The sequence below is a fragment of the Enterobacter sp. Res13-Sevr-PEC09-46 genome (assembly GCF_015672585.1).
Lineage (GTDB): Bacteria > Pseudomonadota > Gammaproteobacteria > Enterobacterales > Enterobacteriaceae > Enterobacter > Enterobacter hormaechei_C.
Map to the genome: position 1 here is coordinate 225,556 of NZ_JADABR010000005.1, position 23,782 is coordinate 249,337.

General features: G+C 60.3%; 19 protein-coding genes. 10 read left to right on the forward strand and 9 right to left on the reverse strand.

Translation table 11 applies throughout. The features are described from left to right. Positions 1–31: 31 nt before the first annotated feature. The 3 genes from IMQ56_RS02340 (at position 32) to IMQ56_RS02350 (ending at position 7,076) form a co-directional block, all read left to right on the forward strand. Positions 32–2,740, forward strand: a complete 2,709-nt coding sequence (locus IMQ56_RS02340; protein WP_015571204.1) for a cation-transporting P-type ATPase — start codon at positions 32–34, stop codon at positions 2,738–2,740. Positions 2,741–2,846: 106 nt separating this feature from the next. Then, complete coding sequence (locus IMQ56_RS02345) at positions 2,847–3,911, forward strand: efflux RND transporter periplasmic adaptor subunit (RefSeq protein ID WP_196063752.1); 1,065 nt, start codon at positions 2,847–2,849, stop codon at positions 3,909–3,911. A gap of 9 nt (positions 3,912–3,920) precedes the next feature. Continuing rightward, complete coding sequence (locus IMQ56_RS02350) at positions 3,921–7,076, forward strand: efflux RND transporter permease subunit (protein ID WP_196063751.1); 3,156 nt, start codon at positions 3,921–3,923, stop codon at positions 7,074–7,076. Here IMQ56_RS02350 and IMQ56_RS02355 read toward each other — a convergent pair. Beyond that, on the reverse strand, positions 7,006–8,127 hold the full coding sequence (locus IMQ56_RS02355; RefSeq protein WP_196063750.1) for a YbdK family carboxylate-amine ligase: 1,122 nt from the start codon (positions 8,125–8,127) through the stop codon (positions 7,006–7,008). The genes IMQ56_RS02350 and IMQ56_RS02355 overlap by 71 nt on opposite strands. A 105-nt stretch (positions 8,128–8,232) precedes the next feature. Here IMQ56_RS02355 and IMQ56_RS02360 point away from each other — a divergent pair, with 105 nt between their 5' ends. Continuing rightward, entirely contained in the window at positions 8,233–9,123 is an 891-nt protein-coding gene (locus tag IMQ56_RS02360; RefSeq protein ID WP_196063749.1) for an oxidoreductase, read from the forward strand. A gap of 326 nt (positions 9,124–9,449) precedes the next feature. Further along, positions 9,450–10,145, forward strand: coding sequence for a hypothetical protein (locus IMQ56_RS02365; protein ID WP_047746743.1), 696 nt, complete (start codon positions 9,450–9,452; stop codon positions 10,143–10,145). 260 nt (positions 10,146–10,405) lie between these two features. Here IMQ56_RS02365 and IMQ56_RS02370 read toward each other — a convergent pair whose 3' ends face one another. Together IMQ56_RS02370 and IMQ56_RS02375 are read right to left on the reverse strand one after the other, a co-directional pair. Next, positions 10,406–10,861 (reverse strand): hypothetical protein, encoded by a 456-nt coding sequence (locus IMQ56_RS02370; protein ID WP_063859378.1) that lies wholly within the window; start codon positions 10,859–10,861, stop codon positions 10,406–10,408. A 289-nt stretch (positions 10,862–11,150) separates the two neighbouring features. Continuing rightward, positions 11,151–12,032 (reverse strand): LysR family transcriptional regulator, encoded by an 882-nt coding sequence (locus IMQ56_RS02375; protein ID WP_196063748.1) that lies wholly within the window; start codon positions 12,030–12,032, stop codon positions 11,151–11,153. Between the two features lie 105 nt (positions 12,033–12,137). Here IMQ56_RS02375 and budA point away from each other — a divergent pair, with 105 nt between their 5' ends. The 4 genes from budA (at position 12,138) to IMQ56_RS02395 (ending at position 16,012) form a co-directional block, all read left to right on the forward strand. Further along, entirely contained in the window at positions 12,138–12,917 is a 780-nt protein-coding gene (gene budA / locus IMQ56_RS02380; RefSeq protein WP_026080550.1) for an acetolactate decarboxylase, read from the forward strand. A gap of 13 nt (positions 12,918–12,930) precedes the next feature. Next, positions 12,931–14,610 carry an acetolactate synthase AlsS gene (alsS, locus tag IMQ56_RS02385; RefSeq protein ID WP_062938171.1) on the forward strand — a complete coding sequence of 560 codons (1,680 nt, stop codon included), beginning with the start codon at positions 12,931–12,933 and terminating at the stop codon, positions 14,608–14,610. Between the two features lie 20 nt (positions 14,611–14,630). Beyond that, positions 14,631–15,401, forward strand: a complete 771-nt coding sequence (locus IMQ56_RS02390; protein ID WP_045349884.1) for a (S)-acetoin forming diacetyl reductase — start codon at positions 14,631–14,633, stop codon at positions 15,399–15,401. 137 nt (positions 15,402–15,538) lie between these two features. Then, a complete protein-coding gene (locus IMQ56_RS02395; protein WP_015571193.1) occupies positions 15,539–16,012 on the forward strand; it encodes a cold shock domain-containing protein in 474 nt (157 codons plus the stop codon). 108 nt (positions 16,013–16,120) lie between these two features. Here the strand turns inward: IMQ56_RS02395 and IMQ56_RS02400 are convergent, their stop codons facing one another. From IMQ56_RS02400 to IMQ56_RS02420, 5 genes are all read right to left on the reverse strand, one after another. Further along, complete coding sequence (locus IMQ56_RS02400; protein WP_194302015.1) at positions 16,121–16,825, reverse strand: ABC transporter ATP-binding protein; 705 nt, start codon at positions 16,823–16,825, stop codon at positions 16,121–16,123. Next, positions 16,812–17,648 (reverse strand): ABC transporter ATP-binding protein, encoded by an 837-nt coding sequence (locus IMQ56_RS02405; RefSeq protein ID WP_196063777.1) that lies wholly within the window; start codon positions 17,646–17,648, stop codon positions 16,812–16,814. The genes IMQ56_RS02400 and IMQ56_RS02405 overlap by 14 nt, the downstream gene beginning before the upstream one ends. Then, complete coding sequence (locus IMQ56_RS02410; protein WP_193136195.1) at positions 17,641–18,474, reverse strand: ABC transporter permease; 834 nt, start codon at positions 18,472–18,474, stop codon at positions 17,641–17,643. The genes IMQ56_RS02405 and IMQ56_RS02410 overlap by 8 nt, the downstream gene beginning before the upstream one ends. Continuing rightward, positions 18,474–19,487 carry an ABC transporter permease gene (locus IMQ56_RS02415; RefSeq protein ID WP_023303249.1) on the reverse strand — a complete coding sequence of 338 codons (1,014 nt, stop codon included), beginning with the start codon at positions 19,485–19,487 and terminating at the stop codon, positions 18,474–18,476. Before IMQ56_RS02415 ends, IMQ56_RS02410 begins: the two co-directional genes overlap by 1 nt. Before the next feature lie 98 nt (positions 19,488–19,585). Then, positions 19,586–21,154 (reverse strand): ABC transporter substrate-binding protein, encoded by a 1,569-nt coding sequence (locus tag IMQ56_RS02420; protein WP_193136193.1) that lies wholly within the window; start codon positions 21,152–21,154, stop codon positions 19,586–19,588. A gap of 200 nt (positions 21,155–21,354) precedes the next feature. On the opposite strand from IMQ56_RS02420, the gene IMQ56_RS02425 reads away from it, so the two are divergent. Further along, entirely contained in the window at positions 21,355–22,053 is a 699-nt protein-coding gene (locus IMQ56_RS02425; protein WP_047737941.1) for a GNAT family protein, read from the forward strand. A gap of 62 nt (positions 22,054–22,115) precedes the next feature. Here IMQ56_RS02425 and betA read toward each other — a convergent pair whose 3' ends face one another. Beyond that, the gene (betA, locus tag IMQ56_RS02430; RefSeq protein WP_047063308.1) at positions 22,116–23,780 is read right to left on the reverse strand and encodes a choline dehydrogenase; all 1,665 of its coding nucleotides are present in this window, start codon (positions 23,778–23,780) and stop codon (positions 22,116–22,118) included. Positions 23,781–23,782: the final 2 nt, after the last annotated feature.

Sequence of the window (23,782 nt, forward strand, 5' to 3'; positions counted from 1 at the left end):
TCCGTCCACCGGATATTGAAGGAAAAATACCATGACCAAAAAAAATTTCTCGCAGAATATGCCACCCGCAGGCGGGCAGGCGTACCAGCAGACCGTAGAGCAGGTGCTTGCTCAGGCGCAGAGCCAGGCTAATGGCCTGGACCGTGCCGAGGCGCAGGCGCGTTTACAGAAGCATGGCCCGAACGCGCTGCCGGAGAAAAAAGGCAAGCCGGGCTGGCTGCGTTTTCTCGCGCATTTTAACGATGTCCTGATTTACGTCCTGCTGGCAGCCGCCGTATTAACGGCAGTAATGGGACACTGGGTTGATACGCTGGTTATTCTGGGCGTGGCGGTAATCAATGCCTTAATTGGCCACATTCAGGAAAGTAACGCGGAAAAATCCCTGAAGAGTATTCGCAATATGCTCTCCAGCGAGGCGCGCGTTATTCGTAACGGCAACCATGAAACTATCCCGACGACGGAAATCGTCCCGGGCGATATTATTGTGTTGCGCGCAGGAGATCGTATACCGGCGGATATGCGCTTAATCGAAGCGCATAATTTACGCGTGGAAGAGGCAATTCTGACCGGTGAATCCACCGTGGTGGATAAACACACGAGCCCGCTGAACGGCGAATTACCGCTGGGCGACCGCACGAACCTGGTCTTTTCCGGTACGACGGTAAGCGCGGGCGGCGGCGTTGGCGTGGTCATTGCCACGGGCCAGGAGACCGAACTCGGCCACATCAACCAGATGATGGCGGGCATTGAAAAACACCGCACCCCGCTGCTGGTGCAGATGGACAAGCTGGGCAAAGCGATCTTCGCCATCATTCTGGCGATGATGGCCGCGCTGTTTGTCTTCAGCCTGGTGTTCCGCGAGATCCCGATGGGCGAGCTGCTGCTCTCCCTGATTAGCCTGGCGGTAGCCTCCGTACCGGAAGGTCTGCCAGCGATTATCTCCATTATCCTCTCCCTGGGTGTGCAGGCGATGGCGCGCAAGCGGGCGATTATCCGCAAGCTGCCGACGGTTGAAACCCTGGGCGCGATGACCGTGGTCTGCTCGGATAAAACCGGCACCCTGACCATGAACGAGATGACGGTGAAAGCCATCATCACCGCCGACACCTGCTATCGCGTGGACGGCAACAGCTACGAGCCGGTGGGCAACATCTACCTCGAAGGCAGCGACGAGCCGGTGCAGATCCAGCCGGGCACCGTGCTGGAGCAGTACCTGCGCACCATCGACCTGTGTAACGACAGCCAGCTGATTCAGGACGAGCGTGGCCTGTGGGGCATCACCGGCGGGCCAACCGAGGGCGCGCTGAAGGTGCTGGCGGCCAAGGCCCACCTCGAGCCGGTCGTGACCACGCTGGTTAACAAGATCCCGTTCGACTCTCAGTACAAGTACATGAGCACCCACTACCAGATTGGCAGTGAGGAGCAGATTTTGATTACCGGCGCGCCGGACGTGATTTTCGCCCTGTGTGAGCAGCAGCAGACCCGCAACGGTGCGCAAGCCTTTGACCGCGCGTACTGGGAAACGGAGATGGAGCGCTATGCGCGTCAGGGGCTGCGCATGGTCGCCGCGGCGTTCAAGCCAGCGAACGGCGAGCAGGCATTAACTCACGACGACCTGAGCCACGGTCTGATCTTCCTCGGCATTGCCGGGATGATGGATCCGCCGCGTCCGGAAGCGATTGAGGCGATTAACGCCTGCCAGCAGGCGGGGATCCGCGTGAAGATGATCACCGGGGATCACCCGCAGACGGCGATGAGCATCGGCCAGATGCTGGGGATCACCAACAGCGAGCAGGCGGTTACCGGCTACCAGCTGGAGAAGATGGACGACGCCGAGCTGGCGGAAGCGGCGGTGAAGTATGACATCTTCGCCCGTACCAGCCCGGAGCATAAGCTGCGCCTGGTGAAAGCGTTGCAGGACAAAGGCGAAATCGTCGGCATGACCGGTGACGGCGTGAACGATGCCCCGGCGCTGCGCCAGGCGGACGTGGGTATCGCGATGGGCATCAAAGGCACGGAAGTGACCAAAGAGGCGGCGGACATGGTCCTGACGGACGATAACTTCGCCACCATCGCCAGCGCGGTAAAAGAGGGGCGTCGCGTTTACGACAACCTGAAGAAGACCATCCTGTTCATCATGCCGACCAACCTGGCGCAGGGGCTATTGATTGTGATTGCGCTGCTGGCGGGGAACATCATTCCGCTGACGCCAGTGCTGATCCTGTGGATGAACATGGCGACCTCCGCCACGCTCTCCTTCGGCCTGGCCTTCGAGGCCGCCGAGCGCAACATTATGCGCCGCCCGCCGCGTCAGACCGGGCAGCACGTGATGGACGCCTACGCCGTCTGGCGCGTGGCCTTCGTCGGCACCATGATTGCCATCGCCGCCTTTGCGCTGGAAGCCTGGCTGGCCCCGCGCGGCCACAGCGCGGAGTTCATCCGCACCGTGCTGTTGCAGATGCTGGTCTGCGCCCAGTGGGTATACATGATTAACTGCCGCAATACCGACGGGTTCTCCCTGAACCGCGGCCTGCTGGCGAACAAAGGGATCTGGCTGGTAACGGGCGTACTGTTCCTGCTCCAGGCGGCGATTATCTACCTGCCGTTTATGCAGATGCTGTTCGGCACCGAAGCGCTGCCGCTGCGCTACTGGTTCGTGACGCTGGCGGTGGCGGGCGTGATGTTCTTCGTCGTCGAAATCGAGAAGCGACTGACCCGCAGGTTCCGTAAGGCTGCATAACCTTTTGCCCTTACCCTAACCCTCTCCCACAGGGAGAGGGAACTCTGACCTCCCTCTCCCTGTGGGAGAGGGCCGGGGTGAGGGAAAACAACGCCGAGGTACTCCCATGAAATTCCCACTCCTGTTCGCGCTCCTCGCCTGCACCCTGCCACCCGCATTCGCCGCGGCCATTCCCGTGCGTGTCGCCACCGTGGAGCAGACCGCCCACGCCGCCGAGCGTCAGATCCCGGGTCGCATTGAAGCTATCCACACCGTTGAACTGCGCGCCCGCACGGAAGGCGTCATCACCAGAATCCACTTCCGCGACGGGCAGTACGTGAAAAAAGGCGACGTGTTGTTCGAACTGGACGACGCCGAGCCGCGCGCCGCCCTGCGTCTGGCGCAGGCCGAAGTGAGAAGCGCCGAAGCCACGCTGCGTCAGGCGCAGCAGCAGCTGTCACGCTTCGAAAACCTGGGCAGCAGCAACGCCATCAGCCGCCACGACGTGGACAACGCCCGCATGCAGCGCGACGTAGCGAGCGCCGCGCTGGAGCAGGCGAAAGCCCGTCTCGACACCCGCAGCGTCACCCTCAACTACACGCGTATTATTTCACCGATTGACGGGCGCGTGGGGCACAGCAACTTTCACGTCGGCAGCCTGGTGAATCCTGCCAGCGGTGTGCTGGTGGAGGTGGTGCAGCTCGATCCCATCCGCATCGCCTTTGCGCTGGAAGAGGGCACGTTTGCCACTAAAGCCGGACAGCATGCAGATATCAACGCCATGAAGCAGGCCTGGCAGGTGCTGATTGACAGCAACGGCCAGCGCATCAGCGGGGAACTCACCTCCGTGGACAACCGCATCGACCCGCGCACCGCCAGCGTGATGCTGCGCGCCGAGTTTGCCAACCCGCGCCATCAGCTCTTGCCCGGCGGCAACGTGAACGTCTACCTGCGTCCGTCAAGTGAGCAACCAGTGCTGACTCTGCCCGCCGCTGCCGTACAGCAGAATGGCCACGGGTTCTTCGCATGGGTGGTTAACGCCGAGGATAAAGCCGAAATGCGTCCGCTGAAGGTCGCCGGACAGATCGGCCAGCAGTTCCAGATTGCCTCCGGCCTGAAGCCCGGTGAGCGAGCGATTACTGACGGTGCGCAGCGCGTGCAGCCAGGCGTTGCCGTCCAGATACTGAATTAAGGAGCCATCATGCTGACGTTTTTCATCAAACGCCCGCGCTTTGCGATGGTGATAGCGCTGGTCATCACCCTGCTGGGGGCCATCGCGCTGAGGATTATTCCGGTGGAGCAGTACCCGCAGATCACCCCGCCGGTCGTGAATGTGTCAGCGTCATGGCCGGGCGCCAGCTCGGCTGACGTGGCGGAGGCCATCGCCACGCCGCTGGAAACCCAGCTGAACGGGGTGGATCATATGCTCTATATGGAGTCCACCAGTTCGGACGAGGGTAGCTATAGCCTGAACATTACCTTTGCGGCGGGCACCGATCCGGACCTCGCCGCCATCGACGTGCAAAACCGCGTGGCGCAGGCCGTGGCGCAGCTGCCGACCGAGGCGCAGCAAAACGGCGTGCAGGTGCGCAAGCGCGCCACCAACCTGATGATGGGGGTAAGCCTTTACTCACCGAACAACACCCACACGCCGCTGTTCGTCAGCAACTACGCCAGCACCCAGGTGCGCGAGGCGCTGTCTCGCCTGCCGGGCGTCGGGCAGGTACAGATGTTTGGCGCACGGGACTACAGCATGCGCATCTGGCTGCGTCCGGACCGCATGAACGCCCTGAACGTGACCAGCGATGACGTGGCGCAGGCGCTGCGCGAGCAGAACGTGCAGGGGGCGGCAGGCCAGGTCGGCACGCCGCCGGTGTTTAACGGCCAGCAGCAGACCCTGACCATTAACGGGCTGGGGCGCTTAAATCAGGCCGACGACTTTGCCAACATCATTATCCGCGCCGGGGAGATGGGTCAGCTGGTGCGCCTGAAGGACGTCGCCACCATCGAGCTTGGCTCGCGCAGCTACAGCTCTGGCGCGCAGCTGAACGGGCACGACTCCGCCTACCTCGGCATCTACCCGACGCCGTCCGCTAACGCCCTGCGCGTGGCCGATGCGGTGCGCGCGGAGCTGAAACGGTTATCCACGCGCTTCCCGGACGATCTGGTCTATGAAGTCAAATTCGACACCACCTCCTTTGTGGCCGCCACCATCAAAGAGATTGGCGTCTCGCTGGCGCTGACGATGCTGGCGGTGGTGGTCGTGGTGTCCCTGTTCCTGCAAAGCTGGCGCGCGACGCTGATTGTTGCCCTTGCCATTCCGGTGTCGCTGGTGGGCACCTTCGCGGTGCTCTATACGCTCGGCTACTCCGCCAATACGCTGAGCCTGTTCGCCATCATTCTGGCGCTGACCATGGTAGTGGATGACGCCATCGTGGTGGTGGAGAGCGTCGAAACGCTGATGGCGGAAGGGCAGAGCCGGACGGCGGCGACCGCGCTGGCGCTGCGTCAGATCGCTGGGCCAGTGATTGCCACCACGCTGGTGCTGCTGGCGGTGTTTGTGCCGGTGGCGCTCTTGCCGGGGATTGTGGGCGAGCTGTACCGCCAGTTCGCGGTGACGCTCTCCACCGCCGTCACGCTCTCAAGCCTCGTGGCGTTGACTCTTACGCCCGCCCTGTGCGCGCTGTTGCTGCGCCCGCGACCGGAGAAACCTGCGGCACTCTATCGCGCCTTTAACCACGGGCTGGACGCCACGCGCGGTTTCTACACCCGCATCGTGAACGTTTTAAACCTGCGCCCGTGGCTGGCGCTGCTGGCCACCGCGGGTGCGGCGGCGGTGGTGGTATTCAGCTTCATGTCGATGCCAAAGGGCTTCCTGCCGCAGGAGGATCAGGGCTACTTCTTCGCCAGCGTCCAGCTGCCGGAGGCAGCCTCGCTGGAGCGCACCGAAGCGGTGATGACCACCGCGCGCGAGCTGATCGCTAACAACCCGGCGGTAGAAGACGTGATTCAGGTCTCCGGGTTTAACATCCTCAACGGCACCAGCGCATCGAACGGCGGGTTTATCTCCATCATGCTCAAAGACTGGAGCGAGCGTCCGCCGCTGGATGAGGTGATGGGCATCCTTCAGCGCCAGCTGCTGGCCCTGCCGGAAGCCACCATCATGACCTTTGCGCCGCCGACGCTGCCGGGGCTGGGCAACGCCTCCGGCTTCGACCTGCGCATTCAGGCGCAGGCGGGGCAAAGTCCGGCGGAGCTGGAGCGCGTGACGCGTGAGGTGCTGGCGAAAGCCAACCAGAACCCGCAGCTGAGCCGCGTGTTCACCACCTGGAGCAGCAACGTACCGCAGATGACGCTCACCGTTGACCGCGAGCGCGCGGCCCGCCTCGACGTGCCGGTGTCACGCATCTTCAGCAGCCTGCAAACCGCCTTTGGCGGCACGCGCGCCGGGGATTTCAGCGTCAACAACCGCGTCTACCACGTAGTGATGCAGAACGAGATGCAGTGGCGCGAGCGCGCGGAGCAAATCAGCGAGCTGTTCGTGCGCAGCAACAGCGGCGAGCGGGTGCGTCTGAGCAACCTCATCACCATCACGCCGACCGTCGGCGCGCCATTTATTCAGCAGTACAACCAGTTCCCGTCGGTATCGGTGAGCGGCTCGGCAGCGGAAGGGGTGAGCAGCAGCACCGCAATGGCGGCGATGGGCGAGATTCTGGCGGAAAACCTGCCAGCCGGGTACGACTACGCCTGGAGCGGCATGTCGTATCAGGAGCAGCAGACCGGCAATCAGGCGATATGGATCGTGCTGGCGGCGGTGGTGATGGCGTGGCTGTTCCTCGTCGCCCAGTACGAGAGCTGGACGCTGCCGGCGAGCGTGATGCTCTCAGTGCTGTTCGCCATCGGCGGGGCGCTGGTCTGGCTGTGGCTGGCGGGCTACGCCAACGACGTGTATGTGCAGATTGGTCTGGTGTTACTGATAGCCCTCGCCGCCAAGAACGCAATTCTTATCGTGGAGTTTGCCCGCGCCCGGCGCATGGATGGAATGGCGATTGTCGATGCCGCACGGGAGGGGGCATCGCGCCGCTTCCGCGCGGTAATGATGACCGCCGTGTCGTTCATTATCGGCGTCCTGCCGATGATGCTGGCGACCGGGGCGGGTGCCCAGAGCCGCCGCATCATCGGCACTACGGTGTTCAGCGGCATGCTGGTGGCGACCGTGGTGGGGATAGTGTTCATCCCGGCGCTGTTCGTGCTGTTCCAGCGCCTGCGCGAGTGGGGCCACGGCCTTACGGACTCGTCGCCCACAGCTCACAGTGCTTCTGCACCAGAGAAATCAGCGAGCCGCCATCGGCGATAAAGTCCCGCATGCGCTGCGCCTCGCTCTTGCCCTGCTTTAACCGCAGGGCAATCTCATTGATTGCGCTTGTCGCGCCGAGCTTCTCGGCCGACGGCGCAACCTGCTCGAGCAGCCAGGCGATATCGTCCGCCACGGTTTTGTGCTCGCCGGTATGTACGTCCGTCAGAATGCCTTCCAGCCCGTAGCGACAGGCCTGAAAACGGTTAAAGCGATAGAGCAGAAAATCCCGTTCCTGATGCTTATACGGCCGCGCGGTCAGCAGCCAGTGCGACGTCGCCTGAATAAGCCCGGCGATGTTAATGGCGTGGCTGAGCGTCAGCGGCGTATCCATTACCCGCACCTCGACGGTGCCGAAGTGCGGGCTGGGGCGGATGTCCCAGTGCAGATCCTTAATGCTGTCGATCATGCTGGTGGAGCTCAGGCGGCGGAACAGCCCCTCGAACTCCTGCCAGCTGTTGACCCACGGCATCTGACCGTTATCCGGGAAGCCCGAGAAGATGTTGAGACGCGATGAGGCGAACTTCGTGTCCGTGCCCTGCATATACGGTGATGCGGCGGTCAGGGCGATAAAGTGCGGCACAAAACGCGACAGGCCGTGCAGCAGGTAAATGGCGTCGTCCCCGGTCCGACAGCCGACGTGGACGTGTTGGCCGAACACCGTCGCCTGCAAAATCAGGTAGCCGAAGCGCTCAAGCGTGACGTTATAGCGCTCGTCGTCGCACACCTCCTGCCGCTGCCACTTCTGGAACGGATGCGTCCCGCCGCCGCATATCTGGATATGCTGATCTTCCGCCGCGCGCAGGATGCTCTGCTGCATCACCGAGAACTGCGCGGCCGCCTGGTCGATGGTCTGGCACACGCCGGTGGCGATTTCGAGCATGCTTTCAGTAATGTCGTGTTTGACTTCGCCCCCTTTGATGTCGTCTTTGACGGCGGCGATGAGGGCAGAGGAGTCCTGGCTCAGATCGTAACCCGGCGGGTTAACCACCTGGAGTTCGAGCTCAATGCCGAGGGTATAAGGTTCAGAGGATTTGAAGTCGGGTAAAGGCATGGCGCACTCCGTTGTCTGTTATGAGTTGAGTATAGACAATGGGCGTGGCGCGCTCGTCTCAGGGTGGTATAACTGATAGCAGGCTTAGCAAAAGGGGAGTGATCCATGTCTGACTATCCAACCATTGCGCTGACAGGACCCGGTGCGATTGGGACCACCATCGCCGCGGTGCTGCATGAAGCGGGCCGCACGCCGCTGCTGTGTGGTCGCACCGCGCATCCGGAACTGCGCCTGCGTCATGATGAGGGTGAAATTGTGGTGCCCGGTCCGGTACTCACCGATCCCAGCGTCATTACGCGCCCCGTTGACCTCGTTTTTTTGGCGGTAAAAACCACGCAAAATGCCGACAGCACCGGTTGGCTGCGCGCCCTGTGCGATGAAAACACCGTGGTCTGCGCGCTGCAAAACGGCGTGGAGCAGAAAGCCCAGCTTGCGCCTTTGGTCAATGGCGCAACGGTGTTGCCCTCGGTGGTCTGGTTCCCCGCCCAGCGCGAGCCGGATGCCTCCGTCTGGTTGCGGGCGAAGCCGCGCCTGACGCTGCCGGAGGTGTCGCAGGCGCAGCGGGTGGTGGAGGCGCTTCGCGGCACGCGCTGTGACGTTGAGCTCTCGACAGATTTCACTACCGTCGCCTGGCGCAAGCTGCTGCAAAACGCGGTCGCCGGGCTGATGGTGCTGGCCAATCGCCGCGCCGGGATGTTCAGGCGCGAGGATATCAGCGAGCTGGCGCTGGCCTACCTGCGCGAGGGGCTTACCGTCGCCCGCGCCGAAGGGGCGAAGCTGGACGATGCGGTGGCGGAGGAGATCCTGGCGAACTTCCAGCGTGCGCCAGTGGATTTAGGCACGTCGATCCTTGCCGACCGTCAGGCGGATCGCCCGATGGAGTGGGACATACGCAACGGCGTGATCCAGCGCTATGGCCGCAGGCACGGGATTGCGGTGCCCGTCAGCGATGTGGTGGTGCCGCTGCTGGCGGCGGGGAGCGAGGGGCCGGGCTAACGGCCGCTGTTTTTCCGTTCGGCATAGTAATGGGCGGCCGTGCTGCCCATCGCTTTTCTAAACAAGGTGATAAACGCATTCATACCTGAGAGTGGCGGCGGGCCGATAGAGAGGAAGAGAGATGAATATGAATGTCCGCTCTGTGCCAGAAGCAGAAGTTGTTAACATTCCTATACAAGGGTAGAACTTTTAGGTGAACACTTCAAACCAAACTCTTAGCCACGTAATAATTTAAAACAAAACAATAAAATGAGAAGATATACAATTGGTGGCGTATTTTTAATTTTACATGTCTGCTGTTCATAAAGCCCTGATGGAGATTTACTATGAATGATAAGGATAAGGTCATGAGAGAGAAAACAAAGGATTTTTTGCTATCGTTAGGAGTTGTCGCGACTGGGCTGCTGCTTCTGGAGTTCAAGCATGTTTTTATCGCATTTTCAGTTTTGTTCATCTACAGCTTATATAAGCTGTACCCAGAAAGATATATGCTGGAAAAAATAATAAAAAGCACATTTTCTATTAAGTTTTATAATGTAGTGATATGGTTTATTTCATATGTATTGACGCTAAAAATGCTTAGTGTGATTTATGGTGTTGATGAGGAGTATTTGAAGTATTCCCCTGCCGTTGTTGCTATCCCTATTTCTATTTGTATTCTGTACTTCTTCTTGGTGCTTGTCGCCGGCATATCCAGTGCAGTAGGCATGATTACTGGTAACGTTGTTGGCTTCCTCCCCGAACGGGCAAAAGTTTATTATGAGCAATCAATCTTTGTCAGGTTTGTTACCATACTTCAATCTCTGGTGATTGTTGTAGCAATACCGTTCTTACTTGCCGCTATATCTTCAGGTTATGTCGCAAAGATAGCTATCTTGTCGGATGCGTCATTTGTATCTGATTGCGGAGTAAAGCAATGGGGGGTGATGTATCTAAGAAGAAACAACAATGAGTGCTATAGGTTTACTTTAAATAGGAATGTGTTTAGTGAACAGCCAGTGATTATGAATTCAAAAAAATAGAAAGGTGAGTTTCCCAGCCTTGGCTTTTACAGGTGAATCATGAGCAATAGAGTTGCGGGACAAATATATACGGTCCAACCAGACTCAGATATTAAAAAGTGATTCTACTCATCTTATTGCACATCATGAATCGCCACGGCTTCGGCAGCCAGCTTCCGCTCCTCGCTCTTAACGGACATTCAACAAACCACATTGCATTATGCATAAGGCCGAAATCCTGCTTTTTACCCCAGCAGAGCCCCGGCCTCCCATCACCCGCCTCAGTGCGCCGTTATATAAGGCTCCTTCACAAACTCCGCCAGCAGCCAGACCATATCATGCAACAGCCCGGTGAGTTCTTTCGCCACGCTCGCAGGCAACGTCCCGCCCATCACCGCCAGCGTTAACGCCTCGGCATAGTCCACCTGCATCGCCGTATCCTGCCAGCAGTCCGGCACACAGGAGGCGATCTTTTCCCCTGCGATCAGCTGTTCAACCAGATACGAAGGCAGTTCGGCATCGCAGCATTCCCGCAGCCGCTTCAGCGCTGCCAGCAGTTGCTTACAGAGCGTGGCAAATGTCACCGCATCGTCCGTTTCCACCAGTACGCTCACGTATGCCGCACAGGTGCCAGCCAGTTCAAAGAGATCCGCAGAATCGGGAAGTTGCAGGTGAAGAAGGTGATGAACAGCGCTTTCTTCAGCGTGTACGTATGAAAATCCAGGGGTAGTCGCCATTTAGCATCCTCGTTGTCCAAAAAAATGTCATGTCATGCTAACGGGTTCCTACGCCCGGTTACGGATGTGCCGCAACGCAGGCACTTTACGACCGCGGAGAAGGGATGAAAAGGGATGCCCCTGAATTACATAAGGTTGCTTAAAAGTTTGCGAGGCGGCTTCCAAAGGGCATTGCCGGGTGGCGGCTGCGCCTTACCCGGCCTACAAAACCGCCAACAAGCCAACCAACCCGCGACACGAACCGTAGGCCCGCGCAAGCGCAGCGCCGCCGGGCACAGCCACACCGTAGCTACCCCTCGCTCATCATCGCCAGAAACCGCTTCACCGTCCGCGAACGCTCAAAACGCCGCCAGCAGAGCGCGATATCGGTATAAAGCTCCGACGAGCGCAGCGCATGGTAGGTGACATTCGGCGGAGAAATAGCGGCCATGGATTTCGGCACCAGCGCGAACCCGCAGCCGGCGGAGACCATGCTCAGGGAAGAGGACAGTTGTGAAGATTGCAGCGTGTGTTGCATATCGATCCCGGCCCGCTCGCAGCTGCCGTAAACGCGGTCATACAGCCCCGGTGCTACCTCCTGGGGGAACAGCACCACCGGCGTATCCCGCAGCTCATCCAGCGCCAGATCGCCACATGCCGCCAGGGGATGATCGCGATGCAGCGCCACCACCATCGGCTCCCGGTCGAGGATTTTTAATTCGAACACCTTGCTGCTTTCGCACGGCAGGCGCACAAAGGCGATATCCAGCTCACCCTCCGCCAGCATCGTCGTCAGCGACGACATATTGGCTTCCACCTGGTGAACCTGCACAGCCATGTTCTGCATCTGAAACTGGCGAATCAGGGCGAAGATTTTGGGATGAAAAGCATCTGAACTGGTGATGCCAATCGACAGGCTGCCGTTCAGCCCGCGCGCGATGCCCCGGGCTTTCTCCAGCGCGGCGTCGCTCAGCGCCAGGATCTTACAGGCGTCCTCATAGAAGGCCTCTCCCGCTTCGGTCAGCTCCACGCCCCGTGTCAGGCGCCTGAACAGCGGCGTGCCCACTTCCTCTTCGAGCCGTTTGATCTGCTGACTCAGAGGAGGCTGTGAAATACCCAGCGCTTTGGCCGCCCTGGTGAAGTGTCGCTCGCGTGCTACCGCGACAAAATAGCGCAGATAACGAAGTTCCATATCAAAAACGTCTCAAACCAGCATGGATTCTATATTGGAACTCTCTGCTGAATCGGGTCAACATTTATTTAACCTTTATAAATAAAGTTGAAGAGGACGGGCATGATGATGCATTCATCTGCATGCGACTGTGAGGCGAGTTTATGCGAGACCCTGCGTGGGTTCTCGGCTCAGCATCCTGACAGCGTGATCTATCAGACATCGCTAATGAGCGCCCTGCTAAGCGGCGTCTACGAAGGGGAGACGACCATCGCCGACCTGCTGGCACACGGTGATTTTGGTCTCGGTACCTTTAACGAGCTGGACGGTGAAATGATTGCCTTCAGCAGCCAGGTATACCAGCTGCGCGCCGACGGCAGCGCCCGCGCCGCGAAGCCGGAGCAAAAAACGCCGTTCGCGGTGATGACCTGGTTCCAGCCGCAGTACCGCAAAGCCTTCGACGGGCCGGTCAGCCGTCAGCAGATCCACGACGTGATCGACCAGCAAATCCCCTCCGACAACCTGTTCTGCGCGCTGCGCATCGACGGCAACTTCCGCCATGCCCACACCCGCACCGTACCGCGCCAGACACCGCCGTACCGGGCGATGACCGACGTGCTGGATGACCAGCCGGTGTTCCGCTTTAACCAGCGCGAGGGCGTGCTGGTCGGGTTCCGCACCCCACAGCATATGCAGGGCATTAACGTGGCGGGCTATCACGAACACTTTATCACCGACGACCGTCAGGGCGGGGGCCACCTGCTCGACTATCAGCTGGAGAACGGCGTGCTCACCTTCGGCGAAATCCACAAGCTGATGATTGACCTGCCCGCCGACAGCGCGTTTTTACAGGCCAACCTGCACCCCAGCAACCTTGATGCGGCTATCCGCGCCGTCGAAAACTAACAGGAGAACTACCGTGAACAGTGAGAAACAGTCACGTCAGTGGGCGCACGGCGCCGATATGGTTGTCGGCCAGCTGGAAGCGCAGGGTGTGAAGCAGGTGTTCGGCATACCGGGCGCAAAAATCGACAAGGTCTTTGACTCCCTGCTGGACTCCTCCATCGAGATTATCCCGGTGCGTCACGAGGCGAACGCGGCGTTTATGGCGGCAGCGGTAGGGCGGCTAACCGGTAAGGCCGGGGTCGCGCTGGTCACCTCCGGGCCGGGCTGCTCCAACCTGATCACCGGCATCGCCACCGCCAACAGCGAAGGTGACCCGGTGGTGGCGCTGGGCGGTGCGGTGAAGCGGTCAGATAAAGCGAAACTGGTGCACCAGAGCATGGATACCGTCGCCATGTTCAGCCCGGTCACCAAATACGCCGTCGAAGTCAATTCACCGGACGCGATTGCCGAGGTGGTGTCGAACGCGTTTCGCGCTGCCGAGCAGGGCAGGCCGGGCGGGGCGTTTGTCAGCCTGCCGCAGGATATTGTCGACCAGCCCACCACGGGGGCTATTTTACCCGCCAGCACCGCGGCGCTGATGGGCCCGGCGCCGGAGTCAGCCATCAACGACGTGGCGAAGCTTATCGCGAAGGCCAAAAACCCGGTCATCTTACTCGGCCTGATGGCCAGCCAGCCCGCCAACAGCGCCGCGCTGCATAAGCTGCTGGAGAGAAGCCGTATTCCGGTCACCAGCACCTATCAGGCCGCCGGGGCGGTGAATCAGGAACACTTCACCCGCTTCGCCGGACGCGTCGGCCTCTTTAACAACCAGGCTGGCGACCGGCTGCTGCATCTGGCGGACCTGATTATCTGCATCGGCTACAGCCCGGTGGAGTACGAGCCGTCCATGTGGAACAGCGGCGACGCCACGCTGGTGCACATTGACGTGCTGCCCGCCTATGAGGAGCGCAAGTATGTTCCCGATCTGGAACTGGTCGGGGATATTGCTGCCACGCTGAATCTGCTTGCCAGTCGAATCGAGCACAAACTTGAACTCAGCCAGCGCGCCTCGGAAATTCTTGTCGATCGCCAGCATCAGCGGGACCTCCTCGACCGTCGCGGCGCATCGCTCAACCAGTTTGCGCTGCATCCGCTGCGCATCGTCCGGGCCATGCAGGACATCGTGAATAACGACGTAACGCTCACCGTCGACATGGGCAGCTTCCATATCTGGATCGCCCGCTACCTCTACAGCTTCCGGGCGCGTCAGGTGATGATCTCCAACGGTCAGCAGACCATGGGCGTGGCGCTGCCGTGGGCGATTGGCGCGTGGCTGGTCAACCCGGGGCGCAAGGTGGTCTCGGTCTCCGGGGACGGCGGCTTTTTGCAGTCGAGCATGGAGCTGGAAACCGCCGTACGCCTCAACGCCAACGTGCTGCACATCATCTGGGTGGATAACGCCTACAACATGGTGGCCATCCAGGAAGAGAAAAAATACCAGAGGCTTTCCGGCGTCGAGTTCGGCCCGGTCGATTTCAAAGTCTATGCCGACGCGTTCGGTGCGAAAGGCTTTGCCGTCGAGAGCGCCGATGCGCTCGAACCGACGCTGCGTGCGGCAATGGATGTCGATGGCCCGGCCGTGGTGGCCATTCCCGTCGACTACAGCGATAACCCGCTGCTGATGGGCCAGCTCCATCTCAGCCAGATTTTGTGAATCAATATAAGGACAGAGAAATGCAAAAAGTGGCTCTCGTAACCGGCTCCGGCCAGGGGATTGGCAAAGCGATCGCGCTTCGCCTGGTGAAGGATGGTTTTGCCGTTGCTATTGCGGATTACAACGAAGAGACGGCGAAAGCGGTCGCGGATGAGATCAACCGTAACGGCGGGAAGGCCGTCGCCGTGAAGGTGGACGTCTCTGACCGCAAGCAGGTGTTCGCGGCGGTGGAAAAAGCCCGCACCGCGCTGGGCGGTTTTAACGTCATCGTCAATAACGCCGGGGTGGCGCCGTCCACGCCCATCGAATCCATCACGCCGGAGATTGTCGACAAGGTTTACAACATCAACGTGAAAGGGGTGATCTGGGGCATTCAGGCCGCAATTGACGCGTTTCGTAAAGAGGGGCACGGCGGCAAGATCATCAACGCCTGCTCCCAGGCGGGCCACACCGGTAACCCGGAGCTGGCCGTCTACAGTTCCAGTAAATTCGCGGTGCGCGGCTTAACCCAGACCGCCGCGCGGGATCTCGCGCCGCTGGGGATCACCGTTAACGCCTACTGCCCGGGGATCGTCAAAACGCCGATGTGGGCGGAAATCGACCGTCAGGTCTCCGAGGCGGCGGGTAAACCGCTTGGCTACGGGACGGAAACCTTTGCCAAACGCATCACGCTTGGCCGTTTGTCCGAGCCAGAAGACGTGGCCGCCTGCGTCTCTTACCTCGCCGGGCCGGATTCCGACTACATGACCGGTCAGTCGCTGCTGATTGATGGTGGGATGGTGTTCAACTAAATACACAATACTAAAAAGCTCTGACATGAACTTTCCCCTGCTCCCGTGCAGGGGCTTTTTTTTGTCTCGTCAGCCATTGTGCATTACACTGCGCGCTGCAAAACTTTAGTCTTAAGATCTGACAGGCGGTAACAGCGATGAACGGTACAATCACAACGTGGTTTAAAGATAAAGGCTTTGGATTTATCAAAGATGAAAACGGCGACAACCGCTATTTTCATGTGATTAAAGTCGCCAACCCTGATCTGATTAAAAAAGATGCGGCGGTGACCTTCGAGCCAACCACCAACAGCAAAGGCCTTTCCGCGTATGCGGTGAAGGTGATCCCGGAGAGTAAGCATCTCTATATTGCGGGCGAGCGCGTGAAGCTCACCTCAATTAAATCCTTCGTGGTGTTCAGCGAGGAAGAGCCCGTTGAGACCAAAATCGACAAAGAGAATGCGGTGCTGTCGGTGGGGTTGCTGATGAACAGCATCAAACCCAAAACCGAGAAAAAGCCGGGCGAAATGCGCACGGTGAAGAAGCTGGCGATCACCACCTTCCAGAACACGACGCTGATCTTCACTGAAGATGAGATCGACATTGATGCCACGGTGAAGCTGCTGAAGTAACGTTTTGCCGGGTGGCGGCTACGCCTTACCCGGCCTACGAAAAACCATCAACGCGGCACGAAACGTAGGCCCGGTAAGCGCAGCGCCACCGGGCACCGCCGCGCGCACTTACCCCATCCTGTGCTCCCCCCGCAACATTGCTTCACGGTCAAATACCCGCTGGATCTCCCCGTGCGCCATAAATGCCGCCCGGTCGGACATATGCGCAATCACGTCCGCATCGTGGCTCACCAGCAGGTAGGTCATGCCGTGCTGCGCCTTCAGGCGGTTGAGCAGGTTCAGGATCTCCGCCTGTACCGACATATCCAGCGCCGAGGTCGGTTCATCCAGCAGCAGAAGCTGCGGGCGCAGCAGCAGCGCGCGGGCAATGGCCACGCGCTGACGCTGTCCGCCGGAAAGCTGATGCGGGTAACGCCTGCCCGCGTCGGCAGCCAGACCCACCTGTTGCAGCGCATCCGCCACCTTTTCGGCAACCTGGGTTTCGCCGTGGATGTTTAACGGCTCCGACAGGGTGCGGGCAATGGTGTGGTTCGGGTGCAAAGACGCCCACGGATCCTGGAACACCATCTGCACGTTACGTCGAAGCGCGCCTTCAAAACGTCGTCCTGGCCGTAAATTTTCCCCGAGGACGGAAATGTGGCCATTCCACTCGCGCAGCAGCCCCGCCAGCACGCGCAGAAGAGTCGATTTGCCGCAGCCGGATTCACCGATCAGGCTGAAGGTTTCGCCTTTTTCGATCGCAAAACTGGCGGCGGACACCGCCGTTTTTTCACCGAAGCTCACCTGGAGCTGATTTACCTCAACGAGGGCCATTGTTCACCTCCTTCCACGGCTGCGAGCGGTCCAGCGTCGGCAGCATCTGGCCAAAGGTTTCCGCATTGGGCCGGCAGGTCCACAGGGTGCGCGTATACGGGTGCGTCGCCTGCGGCAGCCGGTTCGCCGCCATTTCATCAACTTTCTCACCCTGATACATCACCAGCACGCGGTCGCAGTGTTCCGCGACGAGCGGCAAGTCGTGGCTGATTAACAGCATCGCCATCTGCCGCGCCTCGCACTGCTGTACGAGCAGCTCCAGGATCTGGTTGCGCAGGCGTGCGTCCAGCGCGGAAGTCGGTTCGTCGGCGATCAGCACCTGCGGGTTGTTGACGAGCGCAATGGCGATCATCACGCGCTGGCCCATGCCGCCGGAGAGTTCGCCGGGATAGCGCTGGAGCACGTGCTCGTTCAGCCCCACGGCGCGGATGATATCGTGAATGCGCGCCAGGCGTTCGGCGCGGGGCAGGCGCTGATGCAGGGTCAGCGCCTCATCAAGCTGGGCGGCGACGGTTTTCACCGGGTTCAGCGCGTAGCGCGGGTCCTGTAGAACCATCGCAATGCCGTTGCCGCGCAGCGCCTGCCAGCGGCGGCTGTTCAGGGTCAGCAGGTCGTTGCCAAGCACGTTAAGCCGCTTAGCGCTCACGATGCCGGGCTTGCGCACCAGCCCCATCAGGGCGCGGGCAGACATGGACTTGCCGGAGCCGGATTCTCCCACCAGCGCCAGCCGCTCGTTGCCAAGCGTAAAGCTCAGGTTGTGGACCACGCGCGCGGCGGGGTAGTCGATATTCAGCGCATCGACGATGACGCGGTGTTCAGTCATGCTGTGGCTCCAGTACGTCGCGCAGGCCATCGCCCAGCAGGTTAAAGGCCAGGCTGGCAAACAGAATCGCCCCGCCTGGAATGGCGGCAATCCACCACTGGTCAAAAATGACCTGCATGCCGTCGGCAATCATCGCGCCCCATTCCGCCATCGGTGGACGTGCGCCCAGGCCAAGGAAACCCAGCCCGGCGGCGGCCAGAATAATCCCGGCCAGATCCAGCGCCAGCCGCACAATCGCGGAGGGCAGGCACAGGGGCAGAATATGGCCGACCAGCAGGCGCGGGCCGCGAATGCCCATCATCTCCGCGGCGGCCAGATAATCGCTGTGGCGCAGACGCTGGATTTCACTGCGCGCCTGGCGCGCATAGGCAGGCCAGGTCGTTAAGGCCAGCGCCAGCGCGCCGTTCACCAGACCGGGGCCGAGCATCGCGACAAACGCGAAGGCGAGGATCAGGCGCGGCATCGACATCACCACGTCGGTAAAGCGCATCAGGATGCGCTCCATCCAGCCGCCGTAGTAGCCTGACAAAATCCCCACCAGCAGACCGGCGGGGAGGGTAATAACGGTGACTAAGGCCACCAGCCCCAGTGCCGGACGAGTGCCGTAGATTAATCGGGAGAGCAGATCCCGCCCATAGCTGTCGGTACCCAGCCAGTGCTGCGCGTTGGGCGGTTTCAGACGCGCGGCGGCGTCCTGCCAGTTGGGATCATGCGGCGCAAGCCACGGCGCGAACAGGGCAATGAGCACCAGCAGCGCGATGGCGATCAGCCCGCAAAACGCGGCAGGGGAGCGGCGCAGGCGGCGTAAGAAGAGATAAAACGGCATTAGCGCACCCTGGGATCGGTCGCCCGCACAAGCAGGTCGGTAAGGTTATTGATCAGAACAAAGCAGACGCCAATCAGCAGCGTACCGCCCATCACGGCGGTGGTGTCACCGGCGAACAGGGCGGTGGTGAGATAGCGCCCGATACCCGGCCACGAAAAGACGGTTTCGGTTAATACTGCGCCCTCCAGCATGCTGGTGTAGGCCAGTGCGATGACAGTCAGCAGCGTACTGCGAATGTTCGGCAGAACGTGACGCAGCAGGATGGTCATCTCTCCGGCGCCTTTGGCGCGGGCGAGCAATATATACTCTTTGTTCATCTCGCTCAGACAGGCGGAGCGCGTCAGTCGGGTGATACTTGCCAGCGAGTAGTAGGCCAGCAGCAGCACCGGCAGCACCAGGTGGCTGATGGCGTTGCGGAACGCCTCGCGGTCGCCGGAAAGCCAGGTATCAACCAGCGCAAATCCGGTTCGTGGCTCAACGGTGAATTGCCAGATGTCGTCCAGCCTGCCGGGGCCGGCGCTCCACTGTAGTTTCGCGTAGAACAGAGCCAGCATCAGCAGTCCGAGCCAGAATATCGGCACCGAATTGCCGAGCAGGGTGAGCGTTCTGATCGCTAAGTCCAGTGGCGAACCGGCGTAGCGGGCGCACAGCACACCCGCAATCACGCCGAGTACCGTGCCGATAATTAGCGCCAGCGTTGCCAGTTCCAGCGTGGCGGGAAAGGCGTGCAGCAGGTCCTGCAATACCGGCTGACCGGTAGCGCTGGCGGTGCCTAAATCCCCGTGAGCGAGGTTTTGCAGGTAGTGCCAGAACTGCACCGGCAGGGGCCGATCCAGCCCAAGCTGGTGGCGAACCTGATCGTAAGTGGACTGGCTGGCGTGATCGCCGACGATCTGCAATACGCGATCGACCGGGGAAAAGGCAGAGAGCGCAAACGTGACCAGCAGTAGCCCGAACAGCGTGAGCAGGAGAGTCAGCAGACCCTGAAGCACGCGGGTGGAAAGATGTGGCATGGGAAATCTCTTTATGCCGGGTGGCGGCTTCGCCTTACCCGGCCTGCAAAAACCAGGAACGTAGGCCGGGTAAGCGCAGCGCCACCCGGCAACAAGGGCTACTTCGTAACGCGATCGTACCAGACCATATCCGCGTTCAGCCCCTGCTGATACCCCTTCACGTTATCGCGCACCACGATCTGGGTTTTGCCCTGGTCAACGAACACATACGGCGAGTTATGCTGTAACTGTTCCTGCATCTTCTTATACAGATCCAGACGTTTTGCCGGATCCGGCTCGGCAACCGCCGCCAGCGTAGCGTTGTTCAGCTCCGGAATTTTCCAGCCGTTAAGCCCGGCCACGGTGCTGGATTTCCCGTCATTCCATGCGAAGGCGCTGGCGTTGGAGTGCGCATCGAAGTAGTCCGGGATCCACAGACGTATGGCTGCCTGATGCTGTTTCGCACGCACGCGGGCGTACACCTGGCTACCCGCAGCGGGCAGCAGATCCACCTTCACGCCGCCCTGAGCGAAGCTCGCCTGCATGGATTGCGCGATGGTGATGAACGGCGGTTTATTCTCTACGTCCAGCGTGAAATGCGCGTCTTTGATGCCCGCTTTGGCGAGGATCGCTTTTGCTTTTGCCGGGTCAAACGTGAACGGATTGTCCTCCAGCGCGCCCGGCAGGCCGACCGGCAGGAAGCTCTGATGAACAAAATACTGGCCTTTCAGCAGGTCTTTGGTGATGCCTTCATAATCCACCAGCCAGCGCGAGGCTTCCCAGAACGCAGGATTATTCAGCAGCGGGTTGGCGCTGTTGCCGGTGTTAAACACCAGATAGTTTTGCTCGGCAGAAGGAATGCTTAGCACCTTCACGCCCGGCTTGCCGCTGAGGGCGCTTATCTGGTCTGCCCCCAGATCGCGCGCCACGTCCGCATCACCCTGCTGGATCAGCAGGCGGCGGGAAGCGGGATCGGGGACGTTTTTAATGATGATGCTTTTAAGCTTCGGCGCACCGCCGGGCGCGGATTCGTTGGCTTCCAGCACGATGGCCTGATGCGGCTGGTAAACGCGCATTTTGAACGCGCCGCTGCCCGCAGAGTGCATTTTTAACCACGCGTTGCCGAAGTCGTTATCCTTCACGTTCGCCGCAACCTGCTTTTCATCGACGATGGAGGCAATCGGCGTGGAGAGAATATTCAGCGCTACCGACGGGCTGACGTCCGCCGTCCAGTGAAGCGTGAGGGTATGGTCGTCCACTTTCTTCAGCTGGCTGGTGATGTTGCTGGCGTCCCAGCCCAGTACGTTGAGGATAAACGCCGGAGATTTGTTCAGCGTCACGGCGCGGGTATATGAGAAGATCACATCTTCCGGGCGCAGCGGGTTGCCGGAGGCGAATTTCGCATCGGGCTTAAGTTTGATGGTCAGGGTTTTTGCTGCCGCGTCCGCTTCCCAGCTTTCGGCCAGAACCGGGGTGATTTTTTCCGGGTTATCGCGGTCCGGCTGTACCAGACGCTGATACAAACTCGGTACGGTCTGGATGCTGGAAAGTTCGTTGGCTTCGGCCGGGTCAAGGCTCACGATATCATCCAGACCCTGGGCGACAACCAGCGTGTTGGGTGGGGTAGCGGCGTGAGCAGCGCTGGAGAGCGCAGCCAGCACCAGTAACGGCAGCAGTTTTTTAGTCATAGCGATCCCTGAAGAAAATATATTGTGATTGTTTTATGCACCGTTACGGTAGGCTGGCTGAGGATTTCCTCAAAGTCGAAATTCTGCTTTACTTATGCCATCCGGGAATAACGCATTCGGTCTGGTTATGAGTCACCTCTCTTTGCGTTCGCTTTTTAACCTGCTATAACAAACTCCTTACCTTTCAGGGAGTCACCGCCGTGCCCGAAATCAATCAACATGGTCAAACCGTTAACGATATTGTCCCGGACTGGAAATGCGCCCGCGCGTTAACCCGTACCCTGCTCACCGGCCAGTATTGCCGCCTGGAGCCGCTGGATGCCGACCGCCATTCGGCTGATTTGTTTGAAGCCTATGCGCTGGGTGACGACAGCGACTGGACGTGGCTTGCCAGCACCCAGCCTGGGAGCGTTGAGGCCACTGCGCACTGGGTGCTCGGAAAGGTGCTGGATGACGACCTGGTGCCCTTTGCCGTCATCGATCTGCGCACCGAAAAGGCGGTAGGGCTGGTCAGCTATATGGCGATAGAACGCTTTCAGGGCTCGGTTGAGATCGGCCACGTCACCTGGTCGCGCAGGATGAAGGGCACCCGCGTGGGTACCGAAGCGGTGTGGCTGCTGCTGAAAAATGCCTTTGAGCATCAATATCGCCGGCTGGAGTGGAAGTGCGATTCGATGAACATCGCCTCACGCAACGCGGCGGAGCGGCTGGGGTTTGTCCTGGAAGGGCGCCTGCGCCAGAAGCTGGTGCGTAAAGGACGCAACCGCGACAGCGATATGCTTTCGATTATTGACGGGGAATGGCCGCAGCGCGATGCAGAGCTGCGCGCCTGGCTGGCGGCGGAGAATTTTGACGGGGAAGGACGGCAGGTTAAGCGGCTTGAAGCATTTCGGCAATAATTTCCCCTCACCCTAACCCTCTCCCTCTGGGAGAGGGCCGGGGTGAGGGGAGAAGTTCGCACTCAGCGGCGAACCGGCGCCCCATCCGCCACATAATACGCCGCCGTGCTCTTCGCCAGCGGCTCGCGCCCGCGAATGGCGTCGGCAATCTTTTCGCCAATCATGATGGTGGTGGCGTTCAGGTTGCCGGTGATAATCTGCGGCATAATCGACGCATCCACTACGCGTAACCCTTCCAGCCCGTGAACCCGGCCTTCGCCGTCAACCACCGCCATTTCGTCGTAGCCCATTTTGCAGGTGCCGCACGGGTGGAAGGCGGTTTCGGCGTGGTTGCGCACAAACTCGTCCAGCTGTTCGTCGGTCTGGCATTCGATGCCCGGGCTGATTTCACGACCGCGATACTTGTCCAGCGCCGGCTGGTGCATGATCTCGCGGGTGATGCGGATCGCGTCGCGGAACTCCTGCCAGTCCTGCTCGTGGGACATGTAGTTGAACAGGATCGCCGGATGCTGGTGCGGATCGCGCGACTTGATGCGTACGTGGCCGCGGCTCGGCGAGCGCATGGAGCCAACGTGGCACTGGAAGCCATGTTCTTTCACCGCGTTGGAGCCGTTGTAGTTAATCGCCACCGGCAGGAAGTGGTACTGGATGTTCGGCCACTCAAACTCCTCGCGGCTGCGGATAAATCCGCCCGCTTCGAAGTGGTTGCTCGCGCCCACGCCTGTGCCGCCAAACAGCCACTCCGCGCCAATCTTCGGCTGGTTCCACCATTGCAGGGCAGGGTAGAGTGAGACCGGCTCCTTACATTCATACTGAAGGTACATCTCCAGGTGATCCTGCAAGTTTTCACCCACCCCGGGTAAATCATGTACCAGCGGGATATCAAACTGCTTCAGCAGTTCAGCGTTGCCCACGCCGGAGCGCTGGAGGATCTGCGGAGACGCGATGGCGCCCGCGCACAGCAGCACCTCTTTCTTCGCCGTCGCTTTTGACGGAATGGTGCTTTCGCCTTCCAGCCACTCGACGCCAACCGCGCGCTTGCCGTCAAAGATAATGTGATCGGTCATGGCGTGGGTGCGGATGGTCAGATTCGGGCGCGGTTTGGCCTGGTCCAGATAGCCGCGCGCGGTGCTGGCGCGTCGGCCCTGCGGCGTGACCGTACGGTCCATCGGGCCAAAGCCTTCCTGCTGATAGCCGTTAAGGTCGTCGGTGCGCGGGTAGCCCGCCTGCACGCCCGCCTCTACCATCGCTTCAAACAGCGGGTTCACGCCCGGCTTAGAGGTGGTGACGCTCACCGGACCGTCGCCGCCGTGGTAGTCGTTCGGCCCCACGTCGCGGGTCTCTGCCTTGCGGTAGTAGGGCAGGCAGTTGAGGTAGCTCCAGTGCTCCAGACCCGATTGTTTCGCCCAGTTGTCCAGATCCATCGCGTTACCGCGCACGTAGCACATGCCGTTGATCAGCGACGAGCCGCCCAGCCCTTTACCCCGTCCGCATTCCATGCGGCGATTGTTCATGAAAGGCTCAGGCTCGGTTTCATACGCCCAGTTGTAGCGCTTGCCCTGCAACGGGAAGGCCAGCGCGGCAGGCATCTGGGTGCGGAAGTCAAAGCGGTAGTCCGGCCCGCCCGCCTCAAGCAGCAGGACGGTGGTGTTCGGATCTTCAGTCAGTCGTGTTGCCAGTACGTTGCCGGCAGAGCCGGCTCCGATAATGATGTAGTCAAATTGCAAAT

Bases quoted from the DNA above. Each gene is read 5' to 3' on its own strand.
- IMQ56_RS02340 (WP_015571204.1), top strand. From the start codon at position 32: ATGACCAAAAAAAATTTCTCGCAGAATATGCCACCCGCAGGCGGGCAG.
- IMQ56_RS02345 (WP_196063752.1), top strand. From the start codon at position 2,847: ATGAAATTCCCACTCCTGTTCGCGCTCCTCGCCTGCACCCTGCCACCC.
- IMQ56_RS02350 (WP_196063751.1), top strand. From the start codon at position 3,921: ATGCTGACGTTTTTCATCAAACGCCCGCGCTTTGCGATGGTGATAGCG.
- IMQ56_RS02355 (WP_196063750.1), bottom strand. From the start codon at position 8,127: ATGCCTTTACCCGACTTCAAATCCTCTGAACCTTATACCCTCGGCATT.
- IMQ56_RS02360 (WP_196063749.1), top strand. From the start codon at position 8,233: ATGTCTGACTATCCAACCATTGCGCTGACAGGACCCGGTGCGATTGGG.
- IMQ56_RS02365 (WP_047746743.1), top strand. From the start codon at position 9,450: ATGAATGATAAGGATAAGGTCATGAGAGAGAAAACAAAGGATTTTTTG.
- IMQ56_RS02370 (WP_063859378.1), bottom strand. From the start codon at position 10,861: ATGGCGACTACCCCTGGATTTTCATACGTACACGCTGAAGAAAGCGCT.
- IMQ56_RS02375 (WP_196063748.1), bottom strand. From the start codon at position 12,032: ATGGAACTTCGTTATCTGCGCTATTTTGTCGCGGTAGCACGCGAGCGA.
- budA (WP_026080550.1), top strand. From the start codon at position 12,138: ATGATGCATTCATCTGCATGCGACTGTGAGGCGAGTTTATGCGAGACC.
- IMQ56_RS02390 (WP_045349884.1), top strand. From the start codon at position 14,631: ATGCAAAAAGTGGCTCTCGTAACCGGCTCCGGCCAGGGGATTGGCAAA.
- IMQ56_RS02395 (WP_015571193.1), top strand. From the start codon at position 15,539: ATGAACGGTACAATCACAACGTGGTTTAAAGATAAAGGCTTTGGATTT.
- IMQ56_RS02400 (WP_194302015.1), bottom strand. From the start codon at position 16,825: ATGGCCCTCGTTGAGGTAAATCAGCTCCAGGTGAGCTTCGGTGAAAAA.
- IMQ56_RS02405 (WP_196063777.1), bottom strand. From the start codon at position 17,648: ATGACTGAACACCGCGTCATCGTCGATGCGCTGAATATCGACTACCCC.
- IMQ56_RS02410 (WP_193136195.1), bottom strand. From the start codon at position 18,474: ATGCCGTTTTATCTCTTCTTACGCCGCCTGCGCCGCTCCCCTGCCGCG.
- IMQ56_RS02415 (WP_023303249.1), bottom strand. From the start codon at position 19,487: ATGCCACATCTTTCCACCCGCGTGCTTCAGGGTCTGCTGACTCTCCTG.
- IMQ56_RS02420 (WP_193136193.1), bottom strand. From the start codon at position 21,154: ATGACTAAAAAACTGCTGCCGTTACTGGTGCTGGCTGCGCTCTCCAGC.